General features: G+C 63.1%; 24 protein-coding genes and 1 pseudogene. 8 read left to right on the top strand and 17 right to left on the bottom strand.

Annotated features, from left to right (window positions below):
* Nucleotides 1-380: 380 nt before the first annotated feature.
* On the top strand, nt 381-1,253 hold the full coding sequence (gene ispE / locus P5205_03935) for a 4-(cytidine 5'-diphospho)-2-C-methyl-D-erythritol kinase (GenBank protein HSA09499.1): 873 nt from the start codon (nt 381-383) through the stop codon (nt 1,251-1,253).
* Nucleotides 1,254-1,296: 43 nt separating this feature from the next.
* Here the strand turns inward: ispE and P5205_03930 are convergent, their stop codons facing one another.
* Entirely contained in the window at nt 1,297-2,157 is an 861-nt protein-coding gene (locus P5205_03930) for a hypothetical protein (protein ID HSA09498.1), read from the bottom strand.
* A 44-nt stretch (nt 2,158-2,201) separates the two neighbouring features.
* Here P5205_03930 and P5205_03925 point away from each other — a divergent pair, with 44 nt between their 5' ends.
* The 3 genes from P5205_03925 to hpnJ all read left to right on the top strand — a co-directional run bounded on the left by P5205_03925 (nt 2,202) and on the right by hpnJ (nt 5,397).
* Nucleotides 2,202-2,390, top strand: a complete 189-nt coding sequence (locus tag P5205_03925; protein HSA09497.1) for a hypothetical protein — start codon at nt 2,202-2,204, stop codon at nt 2,388-2,390.
* Between the two features lie 10 nt (nt 2,391-2,400).
* Nucleotides 2,401-3,801 carry a DUF3463 domain-containing protein gene (locus P5205_03920; protein ID HSA09496.1) on the top strand — a complete coding sequence of 467 codons (1,401 nt, stop codon included), beginning with the start codon at nt 2,401-2,403 and terminating at the stop codon, nt 3,799-3,801.
* Nucleotides 3,802-3,927: 126 nt separating this feature from the next.
* A complete protein-coding gene (hpnJ, locus tag P5205_03915; protein ID HSA09495.1) occupies nt 3,928-5,397 on the top strand; it encodes a hopanoid biosynthesis associated radical SAM protein HpnJ in 1,470 nt (489 codons plus the stop codon).
* On the opposite strand, the pseudogene P5205_03910 reads toward hpnJ, so the two are convergent.
* The 5 genes and pseudogenes from P5205_03910 to P5205_03890 form a co-directional block, all read right to left on the bottom strand.
* A pseudogene (locus P5205_03910) lies at nt 5,394-5,690 on the bottom strand (type II toxin-antitoxin system RelE/ParE family toxin). The gene hpnJ and the pseudogene P5205_03910 overlap by 4 nt on opposite strands.
* On the bottom strand, nt 5,687-5,914 hold the full coding sequence (locus tag P5205_03905) for an addiction module protein (protein ID HSA09494.1): 228 nt from the start codon (nt 5,912-5,914) through the stop codon (nt 5,687-5,689). Before P5205_03905 ends, P5205_03910 begins: the two are co-directional and overlap by 4 nt.
* A 103-nt stretch (nt 5,915-6,017) precedes the next feature.
* Complete coding sequence (locus tag P5205_03900; protein HSA09493.1) at nt 6,018-6,326, bottom strand: hypothetical protein; 309 nt, start codon at nt 6,324-6,326, stop codon at nt 6,018-6,020.
* Nucleotides 6,327-6,445: 119 nt separating this feature from the next.
* Nucleotides 6,446-7,960, bottom strand: a complete 1,515-nt coding sequence (locus P5205_03895) for a PQQ-binding-like beta-propeller repeat protein (protein ID HSA09492.1) — start codon at nt 7,958-7,960, stop codon at nt 6,446-6,448.
* A 29-nt stretch (nt 7,961-7,989) separates the two neighbouring features.
* Complete coding sequence (locus tag P5205_03890) at nt 7,990-8,943, bottom strand: hypothetical protein (GenBank protein ID HSA09491.1); 954 nt, start codon at nt 8,941-8,943, stop codon at nt 7,990-7,992.
* Between the two features lie 576 nt (nt 8,944-9,519).
* On the opposite strand from P5205_03890, the gene P5205_03885 reads away from it, so the two are divergent.
* Complete coding sequence (locus P5205_03885; GenBank protein HSA09490.1) at nt 9,520-10,713, top strand: radical SAM protein; 1,194 nt, start codon at nt 9,520-9,522, stop codon at nt 10,711-10,713.
* Here P5205_03885 and P5205_03880 read toward each other — a convergent pair.
* From P5205_03880 to P5205_03870, 3 genes are all read right to left on the bottom strand, one after another.
* Nucleotides 10,710-11,843: a PQQ-binding-like beta-propeller repeat protein gene (locus P5205_03880; GenBank protein HSA09489.1), complete on the bottom strand. Its 1,134-nt coding sequence runs from the start codon at nt 11,841-11,843 to the stop codon at nt 10,710-10,712. The two genes, P5205_03885 and P5205_03880, sit on opposite strands and share 4 nt — an antisense overlap.
* 119 nt (nt 11,844-11,962) lie before the next feature.
* Nucleotides 11,963-13,165, bottom strand: a complete 1,203-nt coding sequence (locus P5205_03875) for a hypothetical protein (protein HSA09488.1) — start codon at nt 13,163-13,165, stop codon at nt 11,963-11,965.
* A gap of 140 nt (nt 13,166-13,305) precedes the next feature.
* Nucleotides 13,306-14,730, bottom strand: coding sequence for a hypothetical protein (locus P5205_03870; GenBank protein ID HSA09487.1), 1,425 nt, complete (start codon nt 14,728-14,730; stop codon nt 13,306-13,308).
* 113 nt (nt 14,731-14,843) lie between these two features.
* On the opposite strand from P5205_03870, the gene P5205_03865 reads away from it, so the two are divergent.
* Nucleotides 14,844-15,560 carry a tetratricopeptide repeat protein gene (locus tag P5205_03865; protein ID HSA09486.1) on the top strand — a complete coding sequence of 239 codons (717 nt, stop codon included), beginning with the start codon at nt 14,844-14,846 and terminating at the stop codon, nt 15,558-15,560.
* A gap of 123 nt (nt 15,561-15,683) precedes the next feature.
* On the opposite strand, the gene P5205_03860 is transcribed toward P5205_03865, so the two are convergent.
* From P5205_03860 to P5205_03830, 7 genes are all read right to left on the bottom strand, one after another.
* A complete protein-coding gene (locus tag P5205_03860; protein HSA09485.1) occupies nt 15,684-17,447 on the bottom strand; it encodes a hypothetical protein in 1,764 nt (587 codons plus the stop codon).
* Nucleotides 17,448-17,579: 132 nt separating this feature from the next.
* Nucleotides 17,580-18,395, bottom strand: coding sequence for a DUF1559 domain-containing protein (locus tag P5205_03855; protein ID HSA09484.1), 816 nt, complete (start codon nt 18,393-18,395; stop codon nt 17,580-17,582).
* A 102-nt stretch (nt 18,396-18,497) separates the two neighbouring features.
* Complete coding sequence (locus P5205_03850; protein HSA09483.1) at nt 18,498-19,124, bottom strand: response regulator transcription factor; 627 nt, start codon at nt 19,122-19,124, stop codon at nt 18,498-18,500.
* 92 nt (nt 19,125-19,216) lie between these two features.
* Complete coding sequence (locus P5205_03845) at nt 19,217-22,864, bottom strand: two-component regulator propeller domain-containing protein (GenBank protein ID HSA09482.1); 3,648 nt, start codon at nt 22,862-22,864, stop codon at nt 19,217-19,219.
* Nucleotides 22,865-23,507: 643 nt separating this feature from the next.
* Nucleotides 23,508-23,831, bottom strand: coding sequence for a hypothetical protein (locus tag P5205_03840; GenBank protein HSA09481.1), 324 nt, complete (start codon nt 23,829-23,831; stop codon nt 23,508-23,510).
* A complete protein-coding gene (locus P5205_03835; protein HSA09480.1) occupies nt 23,810-24,196 on the bottom strand; it encodes a phage holin family protein in 387 nt (128 codons plus the stop codon). The genes P5205_03840 and P5205_03835 overlap by 22 nt, the downstream gene beginning before the upstream one ends.
* Before the next feature lie 6 nt (nt 24,197-24,202).
* Nucleotides 24,203-24,496, bottom strand: a complete 294-nt coding sequence (locus P5205_03830; protein ID HSA09479.1) for a DUF883 family protein — start codon at nt 24,494-24,496, stop codon at nt 24,203-24,205.
* Between the two features lie 153 nt (nt 24,497-24,649).
* Between P5205_03830 and pgsA the strand changes: the two genes are divergently transcribed.
* Nucleotides 24,650-25,243: a CDP-diacylglycerol--glycerol-3-phosphate 3-phosphatidyltransferase gene (gene pgsA, locus P5205_03825; protein HSA09478.1), complete on the top strand. Its 594-nt coding sequence runs from the start codon at nt 24,650-24,652 to the stop codon at nt 25,241-25,243.
* The gene (locus P5205_03820; protein ID HSA09477.1) at nt 25,240-25,749 is read left to right on the top strand and encodes a phosphatidylglycerophosphatase A; all 510 of its coding nucleotides are present in this window, start codon (nt 25,240-25,242) and stop codon (nt 25,747-25,749) included. The genes pgsA and P5205_03820 overlap by 4 nt, the downstream gene beginning before the upstream one ends.
* 24 nt (nt 25,750-25,773) lie before the next feature.
* Here the strand turns inward: P5205_03820 and P5205_03815 are convergent, their stop codons facing one another.
* Entirely contained in the window at nt 25,774-26,277 is a 504-nt protein-coding gene (locus P5205_03815; protein HSA09476.1) for a helix-turn-helix domain-containing protein, read from the bottom strand.
* Nucleotides 26,278-26,323 lie beyond the last annotated feature (46 nt).

The raw sequence follows: 26,323 nt of genomic DNA, 5'->3' as shown, positions 1-26,323 counted from the left end.
ACGTCCGGTGGTGTGGGAGGACGGTGAGGTTCTAACCCTCACCTCCTACCCGATTCCATCACGGGTTTCCGGGGACTGCCAACGGTGGTTTGCATCCGCACGACTCGAATGGCCTCCCGGCCTTCACCGACCCAACACTGTCCAAATTTGGGACAGTGGTCCTGCCGGTCAGCCTTCTTGAGTCCCCGCGGATCCCTACACCTTTGGCCTGTGATTACGGCGTCTAGCCTGTGCTGCTACGGTGTGGTTCCCATGGGGACCGACCCCCATGGGAACCACACCGTAGCCTGACCGCACTGACAAGCCATCCTCCAGCGCAACTTGGCCCGCGTGGCAAGTTTTGGTGTCCTTTTTAGCCGCGTTGTGGCAAATCAGTCAGCGTGACTTTGGAAAAGCAATCACCCTGCAAGGTCAACCTGGTGTTGAACATTCTCGGCCGGCGCGCCGATGGCTTTCACGAGCTGGAGACACTGTTCTATCCGGTCAGGGTGTTCGACCAAATCCGCTTTGCGCGGTCGCACCGGGGCATTGAACTCACTTGCAGCGCACCCAGGCTGCCGACAGATGCCCGCAACCTGGTCTATCGCGCCGCCGCGCTGTTTCTGGAGGCGGCGGGAATCAAGGATGGGGTGAGGCTGGAGCTCGTGAAGAACATACCGCTGGCGGCGGGTTTGGGCGGAGGCAGCGGCAATGCGGCAACCACGCTGCTTGGGCTGAACGAGCTGTTCGGCGGACCGCTCGCACCGGAGCAGTTGCAGCGCCTCGCGGCGGGCCTGGGATCCGATGTGGCGTTCTTTCTCCAAAGCAAGCCGGCGCTCGCCACCGGCCGCGGCGAGCGGATCGAGGCGCTCGAACCGTTCCCGGCCCTGCGCGACGCGGCGCTGGTGCTGGTCCACCCCGGCTTCGGCATCTCTACCGCCTGGGCCTACCAGCAATTAGCCCGCTTCCCACAGGCGCTCAATGGCCGGCCGGGGCGCGCGCAGAAGCTGGCGTCACTGCTGCGAACCGCAGACTTAACCGCGGCGGCGGCGGAGTTCTACAACTCGCTCGAAGCGCCGGCGCTGGAGAAGTACCCGTTACTGGCCCTGTTCCAGGGGTTCTTACGCGCCAACGGCGCGGAGGTCGCGCTCATGTCCGGCAGCGGCTCGACCACTTTTGCCGTGGTGCGGGGATTGGACGCAGCCGCGGAGTTGGGAGAGAAATTCGAAGCCAAGTTCGGCGCGAGGAACTGGCTCGCCGTGGTGCCAGTTTGAGTCAGGGCTCGCGCGGATGCTTCCCGTTCCGGGAGGTGTGAGGTCAGTGCTTCTGCCGCGGCGCATCCAGTGCTTTTGGAGCAGCCTCTAACTTCCTCTTGAGCCTCTGGAGTCGCGGCTCCCAATCCGACCAGCTTCCGATCCATGCCACGCCGGTCAGGTTGCTCCGCGCGAGGGGCCAGACTAGCTCAAGAGCGGCCAGTTCGCGCCGGCTGCCGCGGAGATCGCCCCAGTGCAGGCAAGCCTCCGCGAGGTTTAACCGGTTTTCCGGATACTGCGGGGCCAGTTTGACCGCGCGCCCCAAGTGCTCCCTGGCCTTCTTGCGGCTTCCGACGCTCACGACGGACGGGGCGTCGCGGTAAAGCAGCCCGAGGTTGCGGTCGGGCCCGGCCCAGTCGAACCGCTCGTCCAGCTCGCGCGCCCGGCTGAACGCGCGCTCCATCTGGTTAACCAAGCCGAGCGCGGACAGCCCGCGGGTTTGGGCCAGTTGACCAAGATTCATCCCGAGGTAGTAATGGGCCGGGGCCGAGTTGGACTCGCGCGCGAGCGCCTGCCGGCAAGCGGCAATCCCTTCGTCCGCCAGGGCAGCCCGCTGGGTTTTGTTGGTGGCAAGATCAGCCAGGTCAAAACAGGCGCGGGCGAGTTGCCAGGCAGCGTTTGTCTCCGCCGGGGCGATTTGGTAGCGCGCTTGCGCCTCCTTGAAACTCGTTTGCACATAGGCGGCAAACTCGCTTGCCGCCCCGGCAGAGCTTGCCCAGGCCCGATCCGGGCTCAGGCAACCGAGGAACACCAGCAAGGCGCCTGTTATCAACCCCACCGCGTAGAGGCAGGCAGGATGCCTGCCGCTACAGCCCCTGATTGGGGTGATTAGAGGCGCCCGAGAATTGCAGTTTGCTAAAGCCATGAATCAGTCTATACTTACCGGCGGTGAGATTAGACTGGAATACCATGAGGATGGCAATAGGCGTGAGCGTTCTAGCGCTGTGCGCCGGATGCAGCGGCGTGAATCACACGCACAGCGTCTCGCCTGCCAGCATCCTCATTCCGGGGCTGTTGCAGGCCGATCCCCCGCCAGCGCACCCGGATCTGGTCTTGCCTACCCAAGGAACACTTCCCAGCGAAGCTGACCAGGCCTGAGACTCGTTCTATGCGATTTCCGCTCGCGTTGACGGTCAAGATCGCCCGTCACATCATTAAGCACAAGATTCGGCGCACGCCGCGCTTTGCGCTGGTGCTCCAGCTCGAACCGCTCCACACCTGCAACCTCACTTGCACGGGATGCGGCCGCATCCGGGAGTATTCCACCAGCCTCAAAGACATGATGACCCTGGAGGATTGTCTGGCGTCCGCGGCGGAATGCGACGCGCCGATGGTCTCGGTGTGTGGCGGCGAGCCGCTGATATATCCCAAGATCGAAGAGTTGGTCGCCGGGCTGCTGGCGCAAGGCCGCATCGTCTATATCTGCACGAACGGCTTGTTCATGCGGAAGAAGCTCAAGGACTACCTCGCTGACATCTACACGTCCGGGCTGGAACCGACGCTCGCGCGATTGCTGGCCGAGAAGCTGATCTCGGACAAGGACGCCGAGACTATCCGCAAGGGCAAACAGGACGGGCGCCCCGTCATCAAGCCGACCAAGTGGCTCTACTGGAATGTCCACGTGGACGGCCTGGAATACACGCACGACCTCATCGTTGAGCGCGAGGGCGTGTTCAAGGAGTGCGTCGAGGCCATCCGCATGGCGAAGCTGCTGGGCTTCCAGGTCGCGACCAACACCACGGTGTACAAGGAGTCGGACGTCGGGGAGATTGAGCAGATGTTCGAGTTCTTCTCCTCGCTGGAGGTGGACGGCCACACGATCTCTCCGGGCTACGATTACGACGCCGCCAAGAAGGACATGGTCACACGACTGGGCAAGAAGCCCGAGGATTTCTTCCTCACACGGGCCATGACCATTCAGAAGTTCGCGAAGATCCAGGAGTGGGGCGAGAAGTTCACTATCTTCGGCACGCCGGTGTACCAGGAGTTTCTGGCGGGCAAGCGTGACCTGACGTGCACCGCCTGGGCCATTCCCACGCGCAACATCAAAGGCTGGAAGGCGCCGTGTTACCTCATCACCGACGGCCACTACGCGCGGTATCAGGAAATGCTGGACCGGGTGGATTGGACCCGCTACGGCGTGTTGGGGGGCATCGCGCGCGATCCGCGCTGCGAGAATTGCATGGTGCACTGCGGCTACGATCCCAGCGGCGCGCTGGGCACCAATTACCAGGCCGGCGATACCTGGAAGAATATCCGCTACAACTTTGCGCCCCATCCCAAGCCGCATTACGCCGGCCGCCAAAACAAGGTGTTCAACGGCGTCTCCGCCGGCAAAGGCCACCTGGCCCAGGCCAAGGCTGCGATTAATGCCGGCCTGGCCGGCGCCAAGTCCGCCTTCCAGAACAACGGCCATGAGGATAAAGGCGGCGGCTGCGGCAGTGGGGACACATCGGAGCGGGATCAGCTGCTCGCCAGAGTTCGTGAGGCAAAACGTGGCGGCGGCTAGAACAGAGTCTCCGCCAGCCCAATGCCTTTCAGGCGGTTTGGAAAGCGGCCGAGGACTGACGCCTTGGCGGCAGTGCCACCGTGGAGCCGCGCCGACCTGCCACTGGCCCTCCCTGAATCTTAAGCCATGAGCACCCTTTTCCTTTCCCCCCCTTCTTTCGACGGCTTTGACGGCGGCGCCGGCTCGCGCTACCAGGCGCGGCGCGAGGTCACCAGCTTCTGGTATCCGACGTGGCTCGCCCAGCCGGCGGCGCTCGTGCCCGACTCGAAGCTGCTGGATTGTCCGCCGCACGACATCCAGATCAAGCGCTGCCTCGAAGAGGCCAAAGGCTACGACCACGTCATCATCCACACCTCCACGCCCTCGCTGAAGAACGACAGCAAGGTCGCCGAGGCCATCAAGGCGAACCGGCCCGAGACCAGGATCGGCTTCGTCGGCGCGCATGCGGCGGTTCTGCCGACCGAGACCCTGAAAGCCTCTCCGGCCATTGATTGGGTCGGGCGCAAGGAATTCGACTACACGTGCAAGGAAGTTGCCGAAGGCCGCCCGCTCGACACGATTGCCGGCCTGAGCTACCGCGACCAGGATGGCAAGATCCGGCACAACCCTGAGCGCGAGCTTATCCCGAACATGGACGCCTTGCCCTGGGTGGCTGACGTCTATAAGCGCGACCTGCAGATCGAGAAGTACTTTATCGGCTACCTGCTGCACCCCTATCTGAGCCTCTACACCGGCCGCGGCTGCCCCGCCCAATGCACCTTCTGCCTCTGGCCGCAGACCATCGGCGGGCACAAATACCGCGTCCGCTCCGCCCAGAACGTCGCCGACGAAATGGCCTACATGAAGAAGCTCTTCCCGCAGGTGCGCGAGTTCTTCTTCGACGACGACACCTTCACCGCCAACCTCCCGCGCGCTCGCGAGATCGCCAAAAAGCTCGCCCCGCTCGGCCTGGCCTGGAGCTGCAACAGCCGCGCCAACCTCGACTACGACACGGTGAAATCCTTCAAGGACGCTGGCCTGCGCCTGTTCCTGGTCGGCTACGAGAGCGGCAACGAGCAGATTCTCAAGAACATCAAGAAGGGCGTCACGCTCGAGGAGATGCGCCGGTTCACCAAGGCCTGTCACGACGCGGGAGTGGTGATCCACGGCACTTTTGTTCTCGGCCTGCCGGTCGAGACGCCGCAAACCATCGAGGAGACCATTCGCTTCGCGCAGGAGCTCGACGTCTTCAGCATGCAGGTCTCGCTAGCCGCGCCATACCCCGGCACCGAGCTTTACGAAATGGCCCGCCAGAACGGCTGGTTCGTCAAGCGCGACAAGACCGACCTGGTGGAGGAGGATGGTTTCCAGCAGAGTGCCCTCGAATACCCGGGCCTGAGCAAGGAAGCCATCTTCGAGGCCGTGGACCGCTTTTACCGCGCCTACTACCTTCGCCCCAAGCCGATCCTGCGCATCATCAAGACCATGCTCGAGGACAAGGACGTCTTCGTCCGCCGCTGCCGCGAGGGCTACGAGTTCTTCAAGAGCCTCCGTCAGCGGAAGGAGGACTTGGCGGCGGCGAAAAGTGTTGCGTCAATCCCGGCGCACGCAACCTAGACGGTCCTGAGCTGCCGGCGAGTCCACCGTGGATCGCGTCGGCAATCCAGAATCCGCCAGACCTGAACCTCATCGTCTGCTATCCGGTAATAGACGGCGTAGGGGAAACGGTGGGAGAGCATCCGAAAGTAGCCGAGATACCTCCGGTGGATGCCGGCGTAGAGGTGCAGGGATTCGATGTCGGCGGAAAGACTATCCAGGAAATACCAACCCACGGCTGCGGACCGCTACTCGTAGAATCTGAAGCCTGACAACAAGTCCGCCTCTGCCAGGTCCAGAATGCGGAGTTTCATGCCGGCCGGCCGGCCTTGCGGTGAATCCTGCGCCTGGCCGCTGGCCAATTCGAGAACTTGGCCTTGCCGTCGCGCACAAGTCGCTCCGTCTCGCGCAGGACGGTGCCATGCCAGTCCGGAGACTCAAACTCAGCCTCATCCCGGCTCAAATCGGCCCAAAGCGCTTCCATGGCCCGCAGCTTATCCGCCCGCGACATGCGCCCGATTGGCAACGTGACAGCCATGCCAATACTATGGATGATCAAGTGATCCCCAGCAAGGCGAATTGGCCCGAGCTGGAGGACTAAGACGTCTTCGTCCGCCGCTGCCGCGAGGGCTACGAATTCTTCAAGAGCCTTCGAGGTTCTGGCTGTGGATGGTCTCGGCGCGGATGCTCAGTTTCCCGGCGGCGAGAATCTGGTTGCGCATGAGCGAGAGCAGTGGGCTGATGAGCAGAGTCGGTCCGGCCCCGGCGTTGCGCAGGATCTTAGCGGCCAGAAAATAGACGACGCTCTTGCCCCAGCCGGTGCGTTGGACGACGAACAACCGCTGGCGCTGGTTCGCGGCGAGGTCAATGGCGTCCCATTGCCCGTCGCGGAACTGCGCGGCTGGCCCAAGCATCTGCTGCAGGAGAGCAAGTGCGGTCTCATTCTGCATCCCGCGTGCCAGCGTGCGGCAAAGGGCCGCGGCCGGAAAAGAAAATGCTGTGGGTTCCTCCGGGTTCCTGCAAGGGCGAGCGTCCGCGCGAGCTCAGATCTTCACACCATCCACGAACGTTAGGGCTCGCGCGAACGCTCGCCCTCCCGGGTGGGAGCTTGGCTCAGGGCGTAGAGGTGGTTCATGGTGGCGACGTAGAGAACGCCGTTGGCGGCGGTGGCGGTCGAGCTGATGGGGCGGCCAAGCTCGACCGTGCTCAGGAGTTTCTTCTCCCGGGCGGCGGCGAAGCTGTAGAAGGCGCCGTTGCGGGTGCCGAGATAGACTTTGCCGTCGGCGGCAAGGGGCGAGGCCCAGGCTTCGCCTTTGAGTTCATGGGTCCAACAGGGCCGGCCGGTTGCGGCGTCCACGCAATGGATCATCTTCCCGCAATCAGCAATGAAGACAAGGCCCCGCCAAACCGCGGGCGTGGACAGGACGTGTTTCTGCAGCGGGCAGGACCAGATCAGGCCGTTGGTGGTGATGTCGCCGGTGCGGGTAGCGTCGAGGCACTTGAGCCAGGCTTCGTTCTTGCCCCACCAGATATCGCCGCCGCCGGCAACGTAGAGGCGGTCGTTGTCAAAGACGGGCATGCCGAAGAAGTTGCTGGGGCTTTCGCGGCGGTTGGTGACGTACCTGTGGACGTTGGTCTTTGGAGAGGCCGGGTCGAAGTCGAATTGCCAGACCCGCCGGAGTGAGGCGGGCGGCCCGGCAGGAACATTCCTGAGCGGTTCAAAGGCGTAGACCACACCGTTGCCGGCGGCCAGGAAGAGCAGCGGACGGCCGTTGACCGTGGCCAGGGATGGCGCCGACCAGGTGCAATGGAAGATGGTGGGGGCGATGTGTTCATTTTCCCGCCCGACGAGACGTCCAGTGCGCTTGTCGAGCACGACCAGGCTCGGGGCGTCCGGGGTGCGGATGCGGCGGTGGGTGTTGTCCACACCAGTGCCGGTGTTGAGGTAAAGGTAATCGCCATCAACGAGAATGGAGCTGTGAACGGCGTCGTGAGACCAGATGCCGGCGCCAGTGGTAAGGTCGAATCGCCAGACGATGCGCGGTTCGGGCAGGCGGGGGAGACTGTTCGTTTCCGCATTCTGCCTTCCGGCTTCGGCTGTCGCCGGCAGAGGCGGCACATCGAGGCAGAGGACTTCACCGCGGTTGTTGACAACGTAGGCGCGGTCGCCCTCGACGGTGACAGGCGAGGCGATGCCGCTGTTGGGCCAGTCGAAGTACATGTCCTCGGTACGCTTGGGGAAAACGAGCTGCCAGAGGAAGCGGCCGGTCTGCTCGTCGAAGCACATCAGGACGCCGCGATCGCCCTGCTGGGCGGGATCGCGGGGGTGGCCGTTGTTGGTGCCGATGTAAACCCGGCCAGCGGCGATGATGGTGGTGGCGTGGGTCTCAGTGCCCAACGCTGCCGACCACTTGATGTTTTTGCCGGTCTGGGGATCGAAGGAATCGGGCAGGCCGCGTTCGTCCGAGACCAGGTTGCGGGACCAGGCTCGGCCCCATTGCGGCTGGTCGGCGGCGCCAGCCAGAGAGAGCCACGCCACCCACACCACGTTGCCGAACAACCAGGCGCACCGGGACACGTCCATTCGCTTCAAAGCGGCGAAACGCTGGCAGCTCAGCCGAACCAGGGGCGGGTGCGCTTGGAGTCGGCGTTGGCGGCAATGGCCACCACGCGCCGGGCCAGCTTGGCGTCCTCCTCGATCTGCCAGTCGAACATGCCGACGAGAATGAAATCCGCGCCGCTGTTGAACGCGTAGGGGAAGGCGGCGCGCGGCGGGATGGCGCCGGCGGCCAGTATCTTGAAGGCGATCCAGGGCTTCTTGACAGTCGCCATGAAGTCAATGACCGCCTGGGGATCGTTGCACCACGAGTTGTCATGCGCGCCCATGGCGTCCTTCTCGTCCGCGCGAGGCGCGGTGTAGTAATCGTGGGAGTGGAATGTCTTTACGTAGAAGTCCACGTCCAGCTTGGCCTTTTCGCACTCGACAATGACGCGCAGGTCATGGGCGGCGACACCGGCGGCGCGCTGCTTGGATTTGATCAACTGGACGGTCTCGCCGACCTTGTCGAACTTGCCTTCCTTGAGCAGCGATTCGGCGGTGTCGCCGGTGATATGGACGCCCGTAGCTCCTTCGTCAATGGCCCGTTGGATTTGAGAATAGCCGCCGGCGCCGTCGAGGCGGACCTGGGCGATCCATTTCATCTTCCCGCCGCGTTTCCAGTGGTTGAACAGATGGGAATTCTCCTGCATGACCCAGGTGTTGATGGCTGTAATGCCGTGGGTCTCGGCCAGCTCAAAGGTCTCGCGAATCTTGGCCTCGGTGTTGTAACGGCGCGCGAGAGTGGAAACGTAGGCGAGGTCGCGCGAGTGCGACCAGCCGCCGATGAGATTGCCGCCGAGGATGAGGCGGCTTATCTCCTGGCCCGCAATCTTGCCCGTTGGCAGTGCCGGCAACGGGCTGGCGGCCGGGGCGGCGGAGTCGGTTTGGCCGCGCAGGGCCAGCGGGACGGCAGCGGAAGCAAGCAGCGAGGATTTCACGAAACCGCGCCGTGAGATTCGGTGTGCCATAGCATGACGCGTAGCAGGTTTGAATCCCGGCGTCAAGGCAAGACCGCCGAGGAGAATGCGGGGGCAGGGTGGATAGAGAATCCAGCGTATCCCAGCCGCCAACGGCGCCGTTACGTAAGTCAACGCCGGGGCTGGCTTGCGGTTGGCTGGGCAGTAGCCTGCTAATCCGGTTATGCTACGGTGTGTATCCCATGGGGAGCGCTCCCCATGGGATACACACCGTAGCACCACAGCCTAGACACCGTAACTACAGGCCAAAAGCACAGGGATCAGAGGGGACTGGGAAGGGCATGCAGGCAGCATCACTGTCCACAATTTGGACAGTGCACGGGTTAGAAGTTGGCCGAGCCCATCCGGTTCTACCTGGAGAGCACTGGTGGCGTTGTTTTGCCTGTGCGTAGGCCATTCGGGCGGTTTGGGTCAAAAACACCGATGGCAACTCCCGGAAATCCGGAATGGACCTCTCTTTCTTCGTTTGGTGGTTCACCCCAACGGCGTGGAGATGACCTTCTTGATCCTCGCTCGTCAGGAGTCCCCAATAGAAAGGATTGCTCCGGTGCTGGCGTTCCCGACAAGATGGGCGAATATATCCGCATGAGCCCCGCCACGTTAACTGGGTCCGAAGCTCCGCCGGCCAGCGTTGGCCCCGGCGAGGATGATTTGCGCCCGGTCGCCCAGCCCGTAAAAGGCCTGTTCAAGCTTGTGGGCGAGGTGCTGCGGGACGGCGGGCCGGGCTACCTCCAGTTTGCGATCACCAACATCTGCAACGCCAAATGCGATTTCTGCGGGTTCGCCGTGGACCGGTTCGATCCCAAGCAGCGGCGCAGCGTCACGCTCCAGGAAGCGCGGGACGTCATAGACATCTGCGTCAGGAACCACATCGGCTACCTGTTGTTTGTCGGCGGGGAGCCTTTGGTGCACAAAGATCTGCGGGCCATGACGCGCTACGCGGCGGAGCGGGGCATACGCCCGATGATTTGCAGCAACGGCTCGTTGTGGACTGACCAGAATATGCGCGACGTGGCCGCCAGCGGCCTGTGCAGTGTGATCATGTCCATTGACGCGCATGACGTGGCGACACATGAGCGGAACCGCGGGCTGCCCGAGGTCTGCCGCAAGATCAAACGGGCGAACGAAGTGTTTGGCGAGCTCGGCGTGCAGACGACCGCGAGCGTGACGGCGAGCAAGCTGATCGCGGACTACGACAAGCTCCCGGCGTTTCTCACTGGACTGGGCTTCAAGAGCTGCACGTTCAGCTACCCCCTGAGCAGCCTGGCTTCAAGCTACCTGAGTTTCAGCGACTCAAGCCTGGTCAGCTACCGGACCGAGGAGTTGATCGAGGTCTTTGAGCGGATCAAGCGCATGAAACAGCGCACCGGGTTCCCGGTGGTCAACCCCAGGGAGTCGCTGACCGAAATGCAGCGTCATTTGAAGCGCGAGCCCGAGAAGTTCGGCTGCCTGGGCGGCCACAAGTATTTCTACCTGGACTGGAAGCTGAACCTCTACCGCTGCCACTTCTGGGAAACGCCCATGTGCAACATCTATGACTTCGACCGTTCGAAGCTGATTCGGGACGGGTGCACGCGGTGCATGATAGATTGCTACCGCGACCCAAGCGTTCTGCAATTCGTGGCGGTCAGCGCCAGCGACGCGTGGAACAATCTCAAGCGCGGCCGGCTGTTGGCGGCGGCCAGGAACGTCTTTGACTCGCGCAACCTGACCTCGTTGAAGGCGGTTTGGGAGGAGCGCAAGTGGATCGGCGGGGTTTAGGGAGCTGCGTCCTGGGCGTTGCCGGTATTCCTGGGATTGGCGCGGAATCTTGGCCAAGGGGAAGGAGCCAGAGTTGCCCCGGCGCGCAGCGCGGTGAAACCGCGGCCCATGGCCGCACCGCTGTCGGGCACGTAAATGTCGCCATTCGGCCCTATGGCAGGCGAACCGTAACCATAGCCAAAGAGGTAATACTGCCACTCCAAGACACCCTCGGGACTGGCATAGCATAGCATTCCATAGCGCGAGACACAGCAGACCGCCCCGCCCGCCAAAACAACGGGAGTAGTATGGAAGGGGTAATCCTCGCCGCCGACCGTCCCCCATTTCTTCTTGCCGTCCGGGCTGATTGCCCACAGGTGCTGGACGACTCCGACATAGATTGTCCCGTCGAGGCCAAGGACAGGGGACGATTCGGTAGTTCCGCCGGTGCGCAAGCGCCACCGGAGGCTTCCGTCGAGATTGAGCGCATATAGACAACCATCCACCGAAGTGAAGTACAGGCATTGGTCCCTATTCAGCGCGGGCGAGGAGAGAATCGGGCCGCTGGTGGCAAACTCCCACCGCTTCTGCCCGTCGGGCGACAACGCGTAGAACTTCCGGTCATGCGAGCCGAAATAGACGGTGCCATCGAGCCCGATCGCCGGCGAGGACACGATCTCGCCCTGAGTCGCGAAGCGCCATTTCTCCTTCCCGCCCGGCCCGAACGCGTAGAAGTTCCTGTCCCACGACCCGAAATAGACCGTGCCGTCGTGGGCCAAGGCGGGCGATGAATCCACCCAACCGCGGGTTTGAAACTCCCACCGCAACTTTCCGTTGGCGTGGACTGCGTAGAACTTGCGGTCCCGGGAGCCGAAATAGACCGTGCCGTCAGAGCCAAGAGCGGGGGCGGATTTGATCTCGTCCTGCGCCGAGAAAATCCACTTGGGCGTGCCGTTGGGGTTGATTGCCCAGAGCTTGCCCGCGCGTGTGCCCACATAGATGGTGCCATTCGTCGCGACTGCGGGCGCCGAGTCGCTCTTGCCACGAAGATCCAGCGTCCATGCGTTCGTCAGGCGATTGGGTGCGCCGACCGCCAAGGAGGGCGGCAGCAGCCCGAGCAGGCCGATCAGAATAGTGAAAGCGGATCGCATTGCTTCTCGATGTTCAAGCGAGTAACTGCGCCGTGCAGTGTGCCGGTCTTGCCCCGGCGGGGTCAATTCTCCGTCCGCCCGGATACTGCTGGCGCGGCGCACCAACCGCCGCGGTGGCTCTATTGCTCAACCTTCAGCAACACCCCCGCCCCGGGGGCCAGCCAGACGTCCTCGCCTTCAAAGGATGTCAGCCCGCCGGTGTAAGCGGAGACGTGCTGCACCCGGCGCGGCGCCTGGCGGAAACTGGGCGAGCAGACCCGTGATTTGCTCAGGTCCTTGTTCACAATCATCAGGTAGCGCGTGCCGTCCCGATGCGTAAAGTCGCCGGCCATGAAGTTGTCACCGCCGACACCCGTCACGAGGCTGTTCGTCGGTGGACCGCTGGTCCCGGAGGGAACTGAGCCAAAATGATACACAGCGTCCGAAGTGAGATGGAGGAGTGTCGGAGCGAGCTTCTGGATTTGCAGGTTAACGTGCTGCATGAAATACCAGGTTGGGGTCTGGTTGCCGAATTGGTCAATCGGCCCCATGCGGTAGTTCCCGTGGCTCGGCGTGAAGTAGGTGAAGTAGGAAAGCCCGCGCCCGCCGTAGGCCAGCGTCGTGTATGCCTGGAAGCGAAAATCAGCGGCTCCCACCTCACGGTAGTTGAAATGCGCGCTGGACAGCACAATGTTCCAGAACACCAGGCCGTGTTTCCGGCTGGCGGCGCGCACCGCTTCCAGGTTCGACCAGTAGTTCGCACGAAGGGAGCCATCATCCATCAGCGAGTAATTATCGTAGCTGATAATGGCCGGCCCGCAGACGGCGATGAAGCGCTCCAGGTGTTCCGCGTAATCGCTGGTGCCAAGCTGGCCGGCGTCGGCGTAGTCGGGGAACAGATTGATGTAAGGCCATTTGCCGGGCGAAAGCTCGCGGATGAGCTTGGCTACCTTGGCCAGACCCGGGAACAGGGCGGCGTTGGGCTCATCGCGCAAATAGTAGCCGTAAAGCGCCGGGTGCTGGCCAACCTCGCCGACCAGGCTGGCCACATTCTGGCGCGCCTTGGCCTCATCTACATTCCCCCAGTCGTAACCAGACGTGCGCGTGTCCGACACGATCGCCTTAAGCCCGGCGGCCTGGCAGGCATCGAGCGTCTCCGGGGAAACAAATCCCGCGACCGTCAAGCCGCAGTCTTTCATCTTCTGCAGCACTGCGGGGTCTTTGGGCGTCCAGTTCCACGCCATGATGGGAAAGAAGTTGGTGTCGGTCAGCCCCTGAGCGGATGCGCCACAGCAAGTCGCAACCAGCAGGCCAAGGCAGACGGAAGGAAGGAGAGGTTTCATATGCGGGGGCATTGATATAGCAGCGGGCCGTCCAAGTAAACCCTGACGTGGACAGCCGGTTGGAGGGGGGCGCGACCAACGCCCCGCCTCCCCAGCGTCCGCCCTGACACGAATTCTTAAGGGCCTCAGGCCTTATCAGGCTACGCCGAACCGGTAAGTTCCTTCAGGTCCGCCCGGACGGTCTGGTAGCTGACCGAGTACGCCAATACTTTGGGATCGGGCTCGACGCCCCGCCGGCGGCAGGCTTCGCGGTAAAGGTCCGGCCACCAGTTGCGGTGCTGGGTCAGGCCTTGCTGCCGCCAATTCTCCCAGTTGAGCAGAACGCGCGACCAGCATTCGTCACCGTAGCGGACGCCTTCCTGCGGGTTGGCAAAGCCCTTCAGATACCAGTCACGGCCGATCCGGGCATGAAGCACCTCATCCGCCCAGTCGTAATCCTGGAATAAGCCAGCCAGCCGGTTGTGCGAGGCGAGGCCGACTTCCCACTCGAAGCGTTTGCCCTGCCTGGGCATCAGCCCCTGCTCGATGAAGTAAAGCACGGCATGGCGTTCGATGGGCTTGAGCTGGGTGTTGAGGGCGAACGACCAGGTGTGATTGATCATGACCTTGGCCGGCCAGTCAATGCCCAGGTCGGCAAAGCCCACTTCGCCCATCATCGCGTGGCGGGCTTCGTCCCAGAGCTGGCGGGTGAGGTCGCGGTAGTACTCAAAGGGTTGGCCGGTCGTTTCGGTGATGATGCTCGCCATCATCTCCGGCACGTCCACCTCGCGGAGGCGTTTGTAGAACAGCATGAGAACTTTGTCCTCCGGCGGGAACCCTTCGTCATAAAGGAAGACTTCGGCGTTTACACCCATGTTGTATGGATCGGGAAAACGCTCGTCCCGCCTGGGGACGCGATCATACCGGTAGGGCCGGGCCGAATGGCGGCGCTGGATGGAGGCAGGCCGCGGCGTCTCGGCGCCATCCAGGCCGCCGGCCGCGCCAAGGCAATCGTCCAGCAACGACCGCCAATCGGCCAACCGCCGGCGGCATGGGGCATCCACAAGCGCGGCGATCGTTTGGGCGCCGTAATTCAGCATGTCGCTCAGTTCGAGCAGCGCGAAGCGGCAGAGCCGAACAGTGGGGTGATCGGCGAGGGGGTTGGTGTCTTGCAGGTGGCGTTCGAGGGCGGCCTTCACCGCGGGGATCGCCATCTCATACAGCCCGATGACCAACTCCTCGGTCGTCGGCGCGCCGAGTAGTTCATCGAAGAACACCTCCAGGTTCGGGTCGGGCACGGCCTCGAGGCCGAGCGGCGGTTCGCGCATTTCGCCGACCCGCTTGCGCAGGGCGGCGGCGTGCTCGGCGCAAAGATGAGCGTGCAGGCTGAAGGCCATCTTGAGTTCGTAAATGGGCTCAGCGGTAAGGCGCGCGGTGAAGATCTGGTGCAGGCGTTTGAACGCGTAGTGGTAGCGCTTCAACCGGCGGACGCATTCCTCGACCGACAGGCCGGATTTGCCGGCCTCAGCCATCGAGCAGACCCCGGCCAGGGGCGGCAAGTGCCGATACGATTTGTAATTGTTCATAACCAAGCTGGTGTTCGGGGCTATTCTAACACTGACCTGCCGAGCCGTCCAAATGACGGCTTGAAATCGGGCGATTTCATTCTAATTTTGGGAACGAGCCGGCAGACACTCTGATGCAAACGAACCGCCGCACCTGGCAGTCCTTCGATGAAATGCGCAAAGCCGCCGAGCAAGGCGACCCGGCGGCTCAGTGCTATTTCGGCATCTGCCACCAAACCGGCCAGGGCGTGCCGCAGGACTACGCGGAAGCGGTCAAGTGGTTTCGCCGCGCCGCCGACCAGAACGACGAGGCGGCGCAATGCTACCTGGGCTTCTGCTACCAGTCCGGCCTGGGGGTGCCCCAGGAATACGGCCAGGCCGCCAAGTGGTTTCGCGAAGCCGCCGAGCAAGGCGATCCGGCGGCCCAATTCAACCTGGGTGTGCTTTACGAGACGGGGCAGGGAGTGCCGCAGAATCACGCCGAGGCGGTCAAGTGGTATCATCGCGCCGCCGAGCAGGGCGAACCGCAAGCGCAGTTCAACCTGGGTGTGTTCTACGAAGCCGGGCAGGTCGTCCCGCAGAATTACCGGGAGGCGGTCAGGTGGTATCGCCTCGCCGCCGAGCAGGAATGCGCCCCGGCCCAATGCAACCTCGGGCTTTGTTACGAGACGGGACGGGGCGTGCCGAAGAACGTGCGCGAGGCCGTCAAATGGTTCTGCCGCGCCGCGCGCGCGGGTGACAAGACAGCCCAGCATAACCTGGGCGTCTATTACGCCACGCTGGAAGCGGCTGAAAGGGCTTCCGCCGCGGGCGAAACCCCGTCCGCCACCCAGCCCGACGCAGCGGGGTAACGCGGTTGCCTGCACGGGGCAGGCAGAGCTGGAAATCCCGATCGCTCCTGAAAGCGGAAGGGGCCTGTCCTGCGACAGGCCCCTTTGCCTACATTCTTACTAACCTGCTACTCGCCCGGATTCTTATGGTCCAGGTTTGACCAGCCGGAAGAACGTCGCTGCGGCGCCGGCAGGATAGTTGGTTGAGTAGATGCCAGTGGGTGAGCCGTAAGCCGCAGTCTCTTCATGAGTCACCCAACTGGAGGGATTGCTTAGGTCGGTGGACGTCTGCAGATAGACGCCCGGACGGCCCAGCCAGGAGACGGGGATACTGCCCGCCGCCGGAGCGCCGATGGTGAGGTTGCCGAACGAGTCTTCGACGGTTGGCGCGCCGAAGTAGTCGAGGGCCAGCGTGTAACTGCCAGTCTGGCGTATGTAACGGACGTGGTCAGCGCCGTAGCCACCTTCGTTGTCCAAACTGCTCGCGCCGTCGTCCATGCCGTACTTGTACACGAGCTGCACCGGCTTACCCTTGGGAATGAGCACCGTCTGGGAGTAGAGCCAGTCGCCCCCCGTGCCGTTGGTCAGAGTGTATTCCAGAGGGGCCGCGGCGGCCCAGTTCCACCAGGGGACCCAGTTGCCGTTGACGGCGACTTGTTGGGACCTGTTGAATACGATCAAGGGCTCGAAGCCTTCGTAGGACTGCACCGGGTTGCCCAGGTTATTGGTCATGCTGACAATGAAGGTGACCAAGGTGTCCGCCGGGAGGTAGTCATTGGTATTGGCCTGCCAGTTGTCGAAGAGGGTGGGGCCAAGCGTGATCATGTGGTAGCCGTCCGGGTCGGTGGGTTCGAGGCCGGTGAAGCTGACGGACTTGTTTTCGCCAGCCTCAAAGATGGTCTCGGCGGGGGAGGTGTGGAAGTAGGTGTATTTGTAAGTCCAGGCAGCGCCGGGCAACTGGCTGGTGCTGCGCCAGGTGTTGGTATAGATGCCGGGGCGGGCGGAATCCTCAAACAACTGGAGCCCGCTGCCGGGAGGCTCGCCCCAGCCAATGACATCGCCGCGGACGGAGGCGAGGTCGCCGTTGGCGGGGTTGAAGGCGCCGATGAGAAGCTGGGAACTCATGTCGAGCTGGAAGTAGATGCCGGCTTTGATCGGGAGCCCGGAGGCATCGCTGAAGAACACGACCGGAATGGTCTGAGGTGAGCTGTGTTCGAGAATAAAGGCACGGTTGCCGTCGGGATAACCACTGATGCTCTCGTATTCCAGGGTGCCGCCACCTCCCACATTGATGGCGAACTTGTACTCAATGAATGTTCCCGGCGGACGGGTGGTTTCCACATAGGAGTTAGTGTAAATGCCCGGACGGGCCGTATCAGCAACCAGAACGACTGCATTCCAGGCACCATTGAACGCGCCCATGGCCTGGATGAGGTCGCCTGCATTCGGGTCGAAATTGCCCACGCCGATCTGGGCGGACATATCCACCTGGAAGGTCACCTCGACGGCGGTTCCGCCGGGTCCAGCGTTTGCGTAGTAGGCCACGGGCAAAGTCAGCGCACTGCCTGGGACTTGGAAGGCCCGGTTGCCGCTGGGATGCCAGCCGCCAGGATTTTCCCAGTTCAAGGTTCCGTTGTAACCGACGAAGAACTTATATTGGACCCAACTGCCCACCGCGTCGGTGATGTCAATGGTGTTGGTGTAAATGCTGGTTCCAGTCACATTGGTCAAGACGGTGCCACCCCAGCCATTGAATGGGCCGCGGACCTCCGCTGTATTGTTGACTGGATCAAAAGCTGGTTGTTGGCTCATGTCCACTTGGAACGTAACCGGGACCGCATAAGCCCCGACGGCGGTGCAGAGCAGGAGCGCTGCCCACATTGCATGATGTCTGGTGTTCGTTTTCATTGTACTACTCTGGTCTAGTCTATCTATTGGTGTTTGGGTTGTTTGGTGAAATCCGGCGCTTACGGGTGCGCGAATGGGCAACCACACGCGCCGCAATCTCTTTGTAGAAGGCTTAGGGACATGCTTCAAATTCTACCGGGCGCGCGGTGTGCGCGCCGCGAGATAGGCCAGGTCCGGGCTGAAGGTGGAGATGGAAACGCGTTGCACCGAAGTGTAGGTGACGCCCCGGACGGTCCGGGGATCCCTCCACTTGTGCACTTCCGCATGCCCGTCGGCAAAACCTATGCCGCAGGCGCCACCGTGGTCGCTGGAAGGCAATTCGGTGAACTGCCCTATTCCGTTGGTGGAGCCGGGATTCGAATAAAGGATAGCGTCATCAATGCTGTCCGGGTGCTCGTCCGTAAACAGCCAGCTGTCACTGGGCCCGGGAATGGTCAACTGGCTCGATTTATGCGCCACAAACGTCAGCCAGGGGAAGTCCGTAGCCTTGTTGCCCCCGCCAATGGCGGCATTCATCGCGACGCTGCGGACGCGGTTGCCCCAGCCCGCGGCCCGCTGGTTCGGATGCAGGTAAATATCCGTTGGGCACCAGTAAATCTTGGCGGCCCGGGCGGTGTAGGGGCCCATGGCCGAGAACCTGTCGTCCGTGAGCCGCAGGGTGTTGGTGTTGTCCCGGTCCAGCCCCCACGTCAGCCAGCCGCTAACCCAAGAGTGGGTGCCATTCCAATCGGCCGATTTGTCGCTGTTAATGGCAAAATTATCGTTGTTGTCGCCCGCGTACATCATCCAGGCCAGGCCCAACTGCTTGTTGTTATTCATGCACTGGATGGCCTGCGCCTTCGACTTGGCCCGCGCCAGGGCCGGGAGCAACAGCGCGGCCAGAATGGCGATAATGGCGATCACCACCAGCAACTCGATCAAAGTAAAGGCTGTTCTGGAAGAGCGCATGTCAACGCAGGGTCCGGCTGTTTCGACTTGTGGTCATTCTGTGCTAAACAGGTTCGCCAATGGCGGGGGCGTATTCAACCGCATGTTTGTGCGGTCATGCGGTCAGCCCCGCAGATACTTAACTACCGCCTCGGTCCGGGAGTGGACGTGCAGCTTCTCATAGACCGTCCGCACGAAGCTGCGCACGGTGTCAATGCTGATGCTCATCCGGTCGGCAATCTCTTTGTAGGCGTAGCCCTTTGCGAGCTGATCCAGGAATTCCCTCTCCCCCGGCGTCAGCCGCGAGACGGAGGAATCCCCGTCGGCCGGCCGCGAGAAATACTGGACCAGCCGCCGGGCTAGTTGCGGAGTCACGGGCGAACCGCCGCCATGCACGTCCCGGATGGCTTCCAGCAGCCGGGTGGAGGCGGTTCGCTTGAGCAGGTAGCCGCTCGCCCCGGCTTTCAGGGAGTTGAACAGCGAATCGCTGTCCTCATACACGGTCAACATCAGGAACTGCACCTCGGGGAGGCTGCCCTTGAGCTGGCGGACACATTCCACCCCGTTCATCCCGGGCAGGTTGATGTCCATTAAAACCACGTCCGGCGTCCGGTGGGGGATGTCTTTTAAAGCCGCCTCCGCGTCGGCGTAGTCGCCCACCAACCGGAGCGTGGGCGCGCGTCGGATCAACGTCGTCAGACTGGCGCGAATGCCTTCGTCGTCATCCACAATCGCAACTTTGATCGGCATATCATCTGCAAGTCTGGCGCTCACACGCCTACTTTGGCACGGCGTGCTCCGGCTTCACAACCGCATGAATGTGCGGCCAAACCGGGCGCTCCTCAAGCGGGAAACCTCAGGCTTAAGCGGACGGTGGTCCCCTTGCCCGGAACGCTCTCGACCGCCAGCGCCCCCCCCATACTCTCGGCACGCTGGCGCATGTTGCCGAGCCCGTGCCGCTTGCCCGGCGTTGCCGGCAGCGCGCCCTCCACGAAGCCTTGTCCGTCGTCCCGAATCACAATCTCAAGCGCCTGGGGTGAGGCTTTGGCCTGCACCTGGACTTCCCGGGCATGGCTGTGCTTCAGCGCGTTGGTCAGCGCCTCCTTGACCACCAGGAAGATACTATGCCGCATTTCCGGGGGCAGCGACCGCGCGGGCAGATCGTGGGGCAGGTCCAGGCGGCAGCGCGCGGTGTCCCCCTCAAACAGCTCGTTGGCGAAGTGGGCGATATATTCCACCAGGCTTTGCAGCGAATCGCTGCCCGGCCGCAGCGCCCAGACAATCTCCTCCAGCGCCCGCACCGTCTGGCCGGCGGATTGGGAGATCTTCTGCGCGTGGGTTTCGACCTGGCTGGGGTTGTCCTTGTCCGTCCGGGCCAGATCGCTCAACAGCGAAATGCGGGTGAGCGAAGAACCCAAATCATCGTGCAGGTCCTGCGCGATGCGCGCGCGTTCGCGTTCGAGGGCGCGTTCCTGCTCCAGCAACTTCATCCGGCGCTGGTGCTTTCGCTTTTCCACCAGCCGAACGGCGCCGGCGCCGGATGCCAGCAGCACCAGCGACACCAACCCGAGAAACCACCAGGCCTGCCAGAAATGCGGCATTACGACCAGGGCCAGGCCCGCCCCGGCCTCGTTCCACGTCCCGCCACTATTGCAGGCGGTAACCCGGAAGTGGTAATTGCCCGGCGGCACGTAACTGTAGAAGGCCGTGCGCATTGCCCCGGCCTCCACCCAGTCCCGTTCCAGGGGTTCGAGCCGGTAGCGAAAACGCACCTGTTCCGGCGAGCTGAAATTCATGCCGGTGTAGCGAAACTCCAGTCGGTGTTTGCCGGGCCTGACACGTATCTCAGTCTCCGCTACAGAGGCCGCTCGGCTCGGCTTTCCCTTTTCCCCCGCCACCCGGGACCGCCGGGGAGTCGCCACCACCCCGTCAATCATGGCCTCCTCCAACACCACGGACGGGGCGGATGCTTCCGTGTTCTGCGCGCCCGGCACGGCCGCGACAATCCCCTTGAGGGTTGCGAAGCAGAGCCAGCCGGACTCCATCTTCAGGCCCGCCGGACAAAAGCCACCCGTGCATTCCTCCGACGGCATGCCCTCCACGCGGCCAAAGACTTGCGGATACAGCGAGGGAACCCGGCCCGCCTCCCATTCGCCCAACTCCTGCTTGCTCACACAGGCAATGCCGCGGTTGCTCCCCAGCCATAGCCGCCCTTTATCGTCTTCCAGGATTTGGGAGATCGTATTGTCGGGAAGTCCGTCGCTGGCGGTAAAGGTCGCGAGTTGGCCATTGCGCCACCGGCTCAAGCCGCCCCCCAAACTGCCAATCCACAGCGTCCCAGCGGGGTCCAAATACAGCGCGCGAATCCAGTCGCTCAACAGTTTGTCCCCCTTCCGGAGATGGGTGTTCGATTGGCCTTTGTAACAATGCAGCCCATCTCCGCCGGTGCCAATCCACATGGTTCCCTCGGGATCCTCCAGGATGGCCGTGACCGGGTGGGACTGCCAGTAGTTGGTCCAGGCTGCCCACTCGCCCCGCCGCAGCCGCCACACCTGGCCCTCCCTCGTGCCGGCCCATACGCCGCCATCCCGTTCCTCGGCCAGGGCGATCACGTCGAATCCCGGCTGCGCCACCAGCTTCGCATCCCCAGGTGCATGCTGCGGATCCTTGAAGCACCACAACCCGCCCTCCGCGCTCATCCAACAGTTGCCGTCGCGCGTCCTGAGCAAAGCCATCGTGTCCGAATAGCGCCTCGGCAATCCCGCCACGTTCAGGCGGGTGAAACCCCTGCCTCCCCATTGATACAAGCCATCGTTGGGCTTGGCCGCCCAAATCACCCCGGGCGCCACTTCGGCCAACCCTTGCACCGGGCCATAACCCAGCCCTTCATTCTGGCCGAGCACCAGCAAGTTGCTGCGCCGCAGGCGATTCAACCCGGCGGCAGTGCCCACCCACAGGTTTCCCTCCCGATCAACCAGCAGCGCCTCAACCGAGTTGTCCAGAAGACCGATGCTGGCATTGATGGCGGCGAGCTTGCCCTCCCTGAAGCGAAACAGGCCTTCGCTCACCGATCCGGCCCACACGGTTCCGTCCGCCTCCTCGGCCAGCGCGCTCACATATGGCCGGGCCAGGTGCCGCGGAATCCGGTAACGCCGCCATTGCCCACCGTCCAGGCACAGGACGAAGTCATCGCCCGCGCCAACCCAAATGCGGCCGGCATTGTCCTCCAACAAACAGTGTGGGTTTTGCAGCAACCCCTCCACCGAAGCATCCGACAGTGAAACAAACCTGCCCTCCTGCCAGCAGAAGATGCCCAGGCCGGTCGCGCCCAGCCACATCAGCCCCCGCCGGTTCCGGTGGAGCGCAGTGATGGCTTTGCCTTTGAATGCCGCCGCAGCACCCGGTGTCGCGAGCCGCCCGTTTTGCCACAGCGCCAGGCCTGCTTCCGTGCCCACCCAAAGTTGTCCTTCGTTATCCTCCCCCAGCGCGGTGATCGAATCGGACGGCAGCCCGTCCCGCATCGAGAAAGAAGTGAACTGGCCATCCTGCCAGCGCGTCAAGCCGCCGCCGGCCGTCCCGATCCACAACGCGCCTTGACTGTCTTCAAACAGCACGCGCACCGGGCCGCTGCGCAAGCCTTCCCGCAGGCCAAAGGATACAAAGCGCACGCCATCAAACCGTGCCAGACCGTCATCGCTCCCGAGCCAGAGGTAGCCGTCGCGGGTTTGTGCCAGCGCGTGCACCACGTTCTGCGGCAGCCCCTGCTCCCGCCCCCAGGCACGGAACGTCAAAGCCAGACCGCCCCCCGCGCGGTCACCGCCTCCTTCGCCTGGTCCGCCGGAGAAAACGAAATCGCCAAAGGCCGTGGCAATCTGCATGTCGCTGAAGGTCCAGCCGCCCCCGCCGCCGCCGTGGCGCAGACGGATTTCGTCAAAGGAAGCGTTGGCGCTGAAGGTCGTTGTCAGGCGCTCCGGCTGGCTGGATTCGGTTGCGCCGGGTGACAAATCCGGATTCAGCCAGACCGTGATGAGGTCTTCCCCGCCGGACACGTAGTTCACCTTCAACACAATGGTTCGTTCCGCGCCGCGGCGGGGCAGCTCGTAGGGCAGGAAAACGCCGGGGCTGGAGGATTCCGGCTGCGCGGACCGCAAGTCCATGTCGCCGAAAACTTTGTTGAACTCGCCGTTGGTGGTCGTATTGAATGCGCTGTAAGCCCAGGCCTTTAGTGAATTGCCCACCCCCAGGCGTTCGGCTTCCCCTTCAAAGAGCTGGAACGCGGCGAAGTACTCCTCGGTGCCCGCGTCCGACAACGGCTCCACGTGAAACTTGAAAAAGAGCGTGTCGTGGGAGGAGTTATCCCGTTTGAGCGCCCCGCCCAGAATGTCCGTGCCATTGCCCGTTTCGTGCGCCAGCGTCGCCCCTAGGTCACTCCAGAGAACCACGGCGCTTGCCCTGGCCGCTCCACCCAAAACGGCTGCGGCCGCCAGCATGCACGTCCAGGTCTTTCGGATCTGACGCAACCCGATCCGCAACTCCCCCCAAGCCAGCCGCCTAAGCGGCCCGCCATGTGCGCCACAGACGGCCGGGTACCGGAACATTGGCGGGAGTATGTCGTCAAAGGGCGGCTACATCAAGCCGCCAGGAAGAGCTTGCTCCAGGTCGAAATTGCGCACCGTCTCTCATCTTCTTGCGGAGGCGTTAACATGCCCGCCTTCGGCTCCGCCAGTTATGCCGTCCCCGAGCCGGCAAGACCACCGCCGCTGCTTCGCTTCCGTGGCCAATCCGGGCTCCCCTCCGGTTTGAGCGCTATCGGCTGGATTGCCCCTGGAACACCGGTCGGAATCCGGTTCGAACCCGGCGATACCCCGGTGTGTATCCCATGGGGAGCGCTCCCCATGGGATACACACCGGGGCCGCGTCGTGGTCTGGCCGGGTCAACCCGGTGAAAACGCGCCGCACTGTCCATTTTTGAGACAGTCGGCGGAAGGGTGGCAGCCAAGGATTAGCGCACCTGGATCGGGGCGGCCTGCTGCTATCGAAGGTTGAGAAGTTAGAATTGTTGGCGGTCCTTCGCAGAGAACCGAAGCGCGCCCCTGCAACTCCCTGGGGGCGGCACTTTTCTCAGACCGCAGGCTAACTTTCGGCCTTGCGGCTGGCGGCGGAGTACCGCTTCCACACGCCGTAAAGGGGAGCAATCCAGCGAAGGGTGGCCAACGCGCGGCTCAGCCACGAACCCGATGGACGGGAGCGTCGCGCCAGCAGGAACCCAGCGAGCGGGGCTAGCAGCAGCAACAGCGGGGAAGCCTTGCCGACGCCGCCGGACGCCGCCTTCATCCAGACAGTGGCGGAACGCAGGTGCTGGAAATCCGCCTGCCAGGCGAGACGATTCAGGCTGCTCTCCACCAGCAGGGCCTGCTTTTGTGCCGCCAGTTTATCTAGCTCTTCTCGTCCCAGCACACTTTGTCCTTCTTGAGCTCGGCCACCGTCGCCGAGAAAGGCTCCCAGTTCTTCAACCGCTGACGCAAACGCCAGAAGCTAATGATGGCCCCCAACAGGTAGAGCGCCGTCAGCAATACAACCAGATCGAGCCGTCCCGCCTTTACGCACACCACCACGATCGCCACCGAAGCCACCAGCAGGGTCATCGCCACCAGAATCAGCACCAGGCCGCCCAGCAGCAAGGTGTCGAAGAACCGCCAGCGTTCCTCGCGCAACTCGACCAGCGCCAGCTCCAGCCGGTTGTGCGCGATGGCAAAACTCGTCTTCAGCAGCCGCGTCAGCGACGCGAAGACGCCCACTTGGGACTCTCCCGGGTCGGCCATGCGCCCTTATCTGCGCGCGACCAATACCCCCAACAGAAGTCCCACGCCAAAGGCAATACCGACGGATTCGTAGGGATGCTCGCGAATCGTGCGGTCGGTGACTTTGGCCGCCGCGATGGTCTTGTCCTCCATCCGCTCGCAGCTGGCCTTGGCGGACTCCAGCGCCGCCGCCAGGCGGCTCCGCACTTCGCCAAGCTTCTCCCCGGCCTGATTGGCCGTGGCTTTCATCAGCTCCTCGGCATCGTGCACCACCGCTTTGAGGTCCGCTTTCAGTCTCGCGTTAGCTTGATCGGTCGTCATTTGTGTCCTTTCCTTTGATGCGCTCCGTCACTCCCACACTATGCGCCAAAGGATTCAAACCGCAACCGCAAAACGGCAAAAGAAGTTCGCCGGCGCCGTCATTTGCGGATTGGCAAGCGGCGAGGGAGCGACTACAAAGACCGCGCGACTGGCATGAATTTGCCCAATAAGCTGACCATTTCCCGCTTTGTCCTCACGATCGCCTTCCTGGCCGTGATGTACTCCCACGTGCCCTTTCACCGGACCATCGCCCTGGTGCTCTTCATTGCCGCCGGCCTGACCGACTTCCTCGACGGGCAGGTTGCCCGGCGCCGCAATCTCATTACGAACTTCGGCATCCTGATGGACCCGCTCGCGGACAAGATCATGGTTTGCTCCGCTTTCATCGCCTTCGTCGGGCTGGGCTGGATGCCCGCGTGGATGGTCGTGATCGTGGTCGCCCGCGAGCTGGCCATCACGGGTTTGCGCCTGCTGGCCGCCGCCAAGAATGTCGTGCTGGCGGCGGAGGGCTACGGCAAGCACAAGACCATCTCTCAGATTGTTGCCATCATCACCATCCTGGTCTGGGCAAGTTACGCCGAGTGGGGCCCCGTGGGCCGCGCGGTTTTTGGATTCCAGTGGCCCGGCCAGACCGCCTGGGTCGAATGGCTGGCCGAGCTGGCCAAATGGGTCGCCGTCGCCCTCACCTTCATCTCCGGCTGGCTCTACCTCTGGCACAACCGCGCCCTTTACCTCCAGGACCTGTGAAACTCTGGATCGCGCAAGGCCTCGGCATCGGCCGCATCCCGCTGGCGCCGGGCACCTTTGGCTCGCTCGTGGGCGTGCTCTGGTTCGCCCTGCTTCTCCAGACGGGGAGCTTCTGGCTTTACGCCGCCGGCACTCTCGCCACCGTTGCCCTTTCCGTCTGGCTCTGTGGCTTCGCCGAAAAGGTCCTCGGGCAAAAGGATCCCGGCTCGGTTGTGCTCGACGAAATTGCCGCGCTGCCGGTTTGCTTCCTGGGCTGGGTGGCGGCGCAGGCCTGGAAGACCGGCGCGCTGCCCGGGTTGGAGGCGTTCTTCTCGGCGACCACCTGGCCGCTGACACTGGGCGTCTTTGTCGCTTTCCGCGTGTTTGATGTCGCCAAGCCCTGGCCCGTGCACCAAAGCCAGGCCTTGCCCGGCGGCTGGGGGATAACAATGGATGACGTGCTGGCGGCGGGTTACGTCAACGTGGCCGTGCTGCTGTTTCACACAGCCAGGAGGCTGCTGTCGTAGCGCAGGCGCCCCAACCGGTCCAGGTCAACGTCGCGGCGCGGGAGCTTGCGTCGGCAGCGGCAGCGTGTCGCCCGCCGTGCCGTTGGTGAGTTGATACATCCCGGGCTTCACGCCCTTTAGCGGATTGTGTTGCCGCCAGGCAACCCAGGCCCAGGCGGCGCCGATCACAATGGCAACGGCTCCCAACGCAATGGCCCACTTTCGCCAATCCACCTGGGAGAGCAGGAGCATCACGTAATCCAGCGCGCTGTGCGGATGCTTCGCCAGCGGCGGCGGCTCGGCGAACTTGTCCGTGCGTCCCAGCTCCTCGTCCAGCGCGGACATCACTTGCGGCACGTCCAGCTTCAACAGGGTCGAATAAGTGCGCACAAAGCCGCGGATATAGACCGGCGCGGAAAACACATCGTAGTTGCCTTCTTCCACCGCGCGGACATGGTCGGCTCGAATCTTCGTGATCTCCGCCACCTGCTGCACCGTGAGGCTCCTGGCCTCGCGGGCTTGGCGGAGTTGTTCGGCGACAGTGGGCATGCCCATCTATTAACGGTTCCCCACCCGCCTTGGCAACCCTGGAAAA

The organism is Candidatus Paceibacterota bacterium (assembly GCA_035452965.1).
Lineage (GTDB): Bacteria > Verrucomicrobiota > Verrucomicrobiia > Limisphaerales > UBA8199 > UBA8199.
Note: the sequence above shows the minus strand (reverse complement) of the source record. Positions and strands in the feature narration are given on the sequence as shown.

Excerpts from the sequence above, each read along its gene's own strand:
- P5205_03875 (HSA09488.1), bottom strand. The coding sequence starts at position 13,165 with ATGAAACCTCTCCTTCCTTCCGTCTGCCTTGGCCTGCTGGTTGCGACT.
- P5205_03870 (HSA09487.1), bottom strand. The coding sequence starts at position 14,730 with ATGAACAATTACAAATCGTATCGGCACTTGCCGCCCCTGGCCGGGGTC.
- P5205_03845 (HSA09482.1), bottom strand. The coding sequence starts at position 22,864 with ATGCTGGCGGCCGCAGCCGTTTTGGGTGGAGCGGCCAGGGCAAGCGCC.
- P5205_03895 (HSA09492.1), bottom strand. The coding sequence starts at position 7,960 with ATGGACGTGTCCCGGTGCGCCTGGTTGTTCGGCAACGTGGTGTGGGTG.
- P5205_03900 (HSA09493.1), bottom strand. The coding sequence starts at position 6,326 with ATGCAGAATGAGACCGCACTTGCTCTCCTGCAGCAGATGCTTGGGCCA.
- hpnJ (HSA09495.1), top strand. The coding sequence starts at position 3,928 with ATGAGCACCCTTTTCCTTTCCCCCCCTTCTTTCGACGGCTTTGACGGC.
- P5205_03930 (HSA09498.1), bottom strand. The coding sequence starts at position 2,157 with ATGGCTTTAGCAAACTGCAATTCTCGGGCGCCTCTAATCACCCCAATC.
- P5205_03865 (HSA09486.1), top strand. The coding sequence starts at position 14,844 with ATGCAAACGAACCGCCGCACCTGGCAGTCCTTCGATGAAATGCGCAAA.
- P5205_03890 (HSA09491.1), bottom strand. The coding sequence starts at position 8,943 with ATGGCACACCGAATCTCACGGCGCGGTTTCGTGAAATCCTCGCTGCTT.
- P5205_03885 (HSA09490.1), top strand. The coding sequence starts at position 9,520 with ATGGGCGAATATATCCGCATGAGCCCCGCCACGTTAACTGGGTCCGAA.
- P5205_03850 (HSA09483.1), bottom strand. The coding sequence starts at position 19,124 with ATGCCGATCAAAGTTGCGATTGTGGATGACGACGAAGGCATTCGCGCC.
- P5205_03860 (HSA09485.1), bottom strand. The coding sequence starts at position 17,447 with ATGAAAACGAACACCAGACATCATGCAATGTGGGCAGCGCTCCTGCTC.
- P5205_03905 (HSA09494.1), bottom strand. The coding sequence starts at position 5,914 with ATGGCTGTCACGTTGCCAATCGGGCGCATGTCGCGGGCGGATAAGCTG.
- P5205_03830 (HSA09479.1), bottom strand. The coding sequence starts at position 24,496 with ATGACGACCGATCAAGCTAACGCGAGACTGAAAGCGGACCTCAAAGCG.
- P5205_03920 (HSA09496.1), top strand. The coding sequence starts at position 2,401 with ATGCGATTTCCGCTCGCGTTGACGGTCAAGATCGCCCGTCACATCATT.
- P5205_03835 (HSA09480.1), bottom strand. The coding sequence starts at position 24,196 with ATGGCCGACCCGGGAGAGTCCCAAGTGGGCGTCTTCGCGTCGCTGACG.
- P5205_03880 (HSA09489.1), bottom strand. The coding sequence starts at position 11,843 with ATGCGATCCGCTTTCACTATTCTGATCGGCCTGCTCGGGCTGCTGCCG.
- P5205_03815 (HSA09476.1), bottom strand. The coding sequence starts at position 26,277 with ATGCCCACTGTCGCCGAACAACTCCGCCAAGCCCGCGAGGCCAGGAGC.
- pgsA (HSA09478.1), top strand. The coding sequence starts at position 24,650 with ATGAATTTGCCCAATAAGCTGACCATTTCCCGCTTTGTCCTCACGATC.
- P5205_03925 (HSA09497.1), top strand. The coding sequence starts at position 2,202 with ATGAGGATGGCAATAGGCGTGAGCGTTCTAGCGCTGTGCGCCGGATGC.
- P5205_03855 (HSA09484.1), bottom strand. The coding sequence starts at position 18,395 with ATGCGCTCTTCCAGAACAGCCTTTACTTTGATCGAGTTGCTGGTGGTG.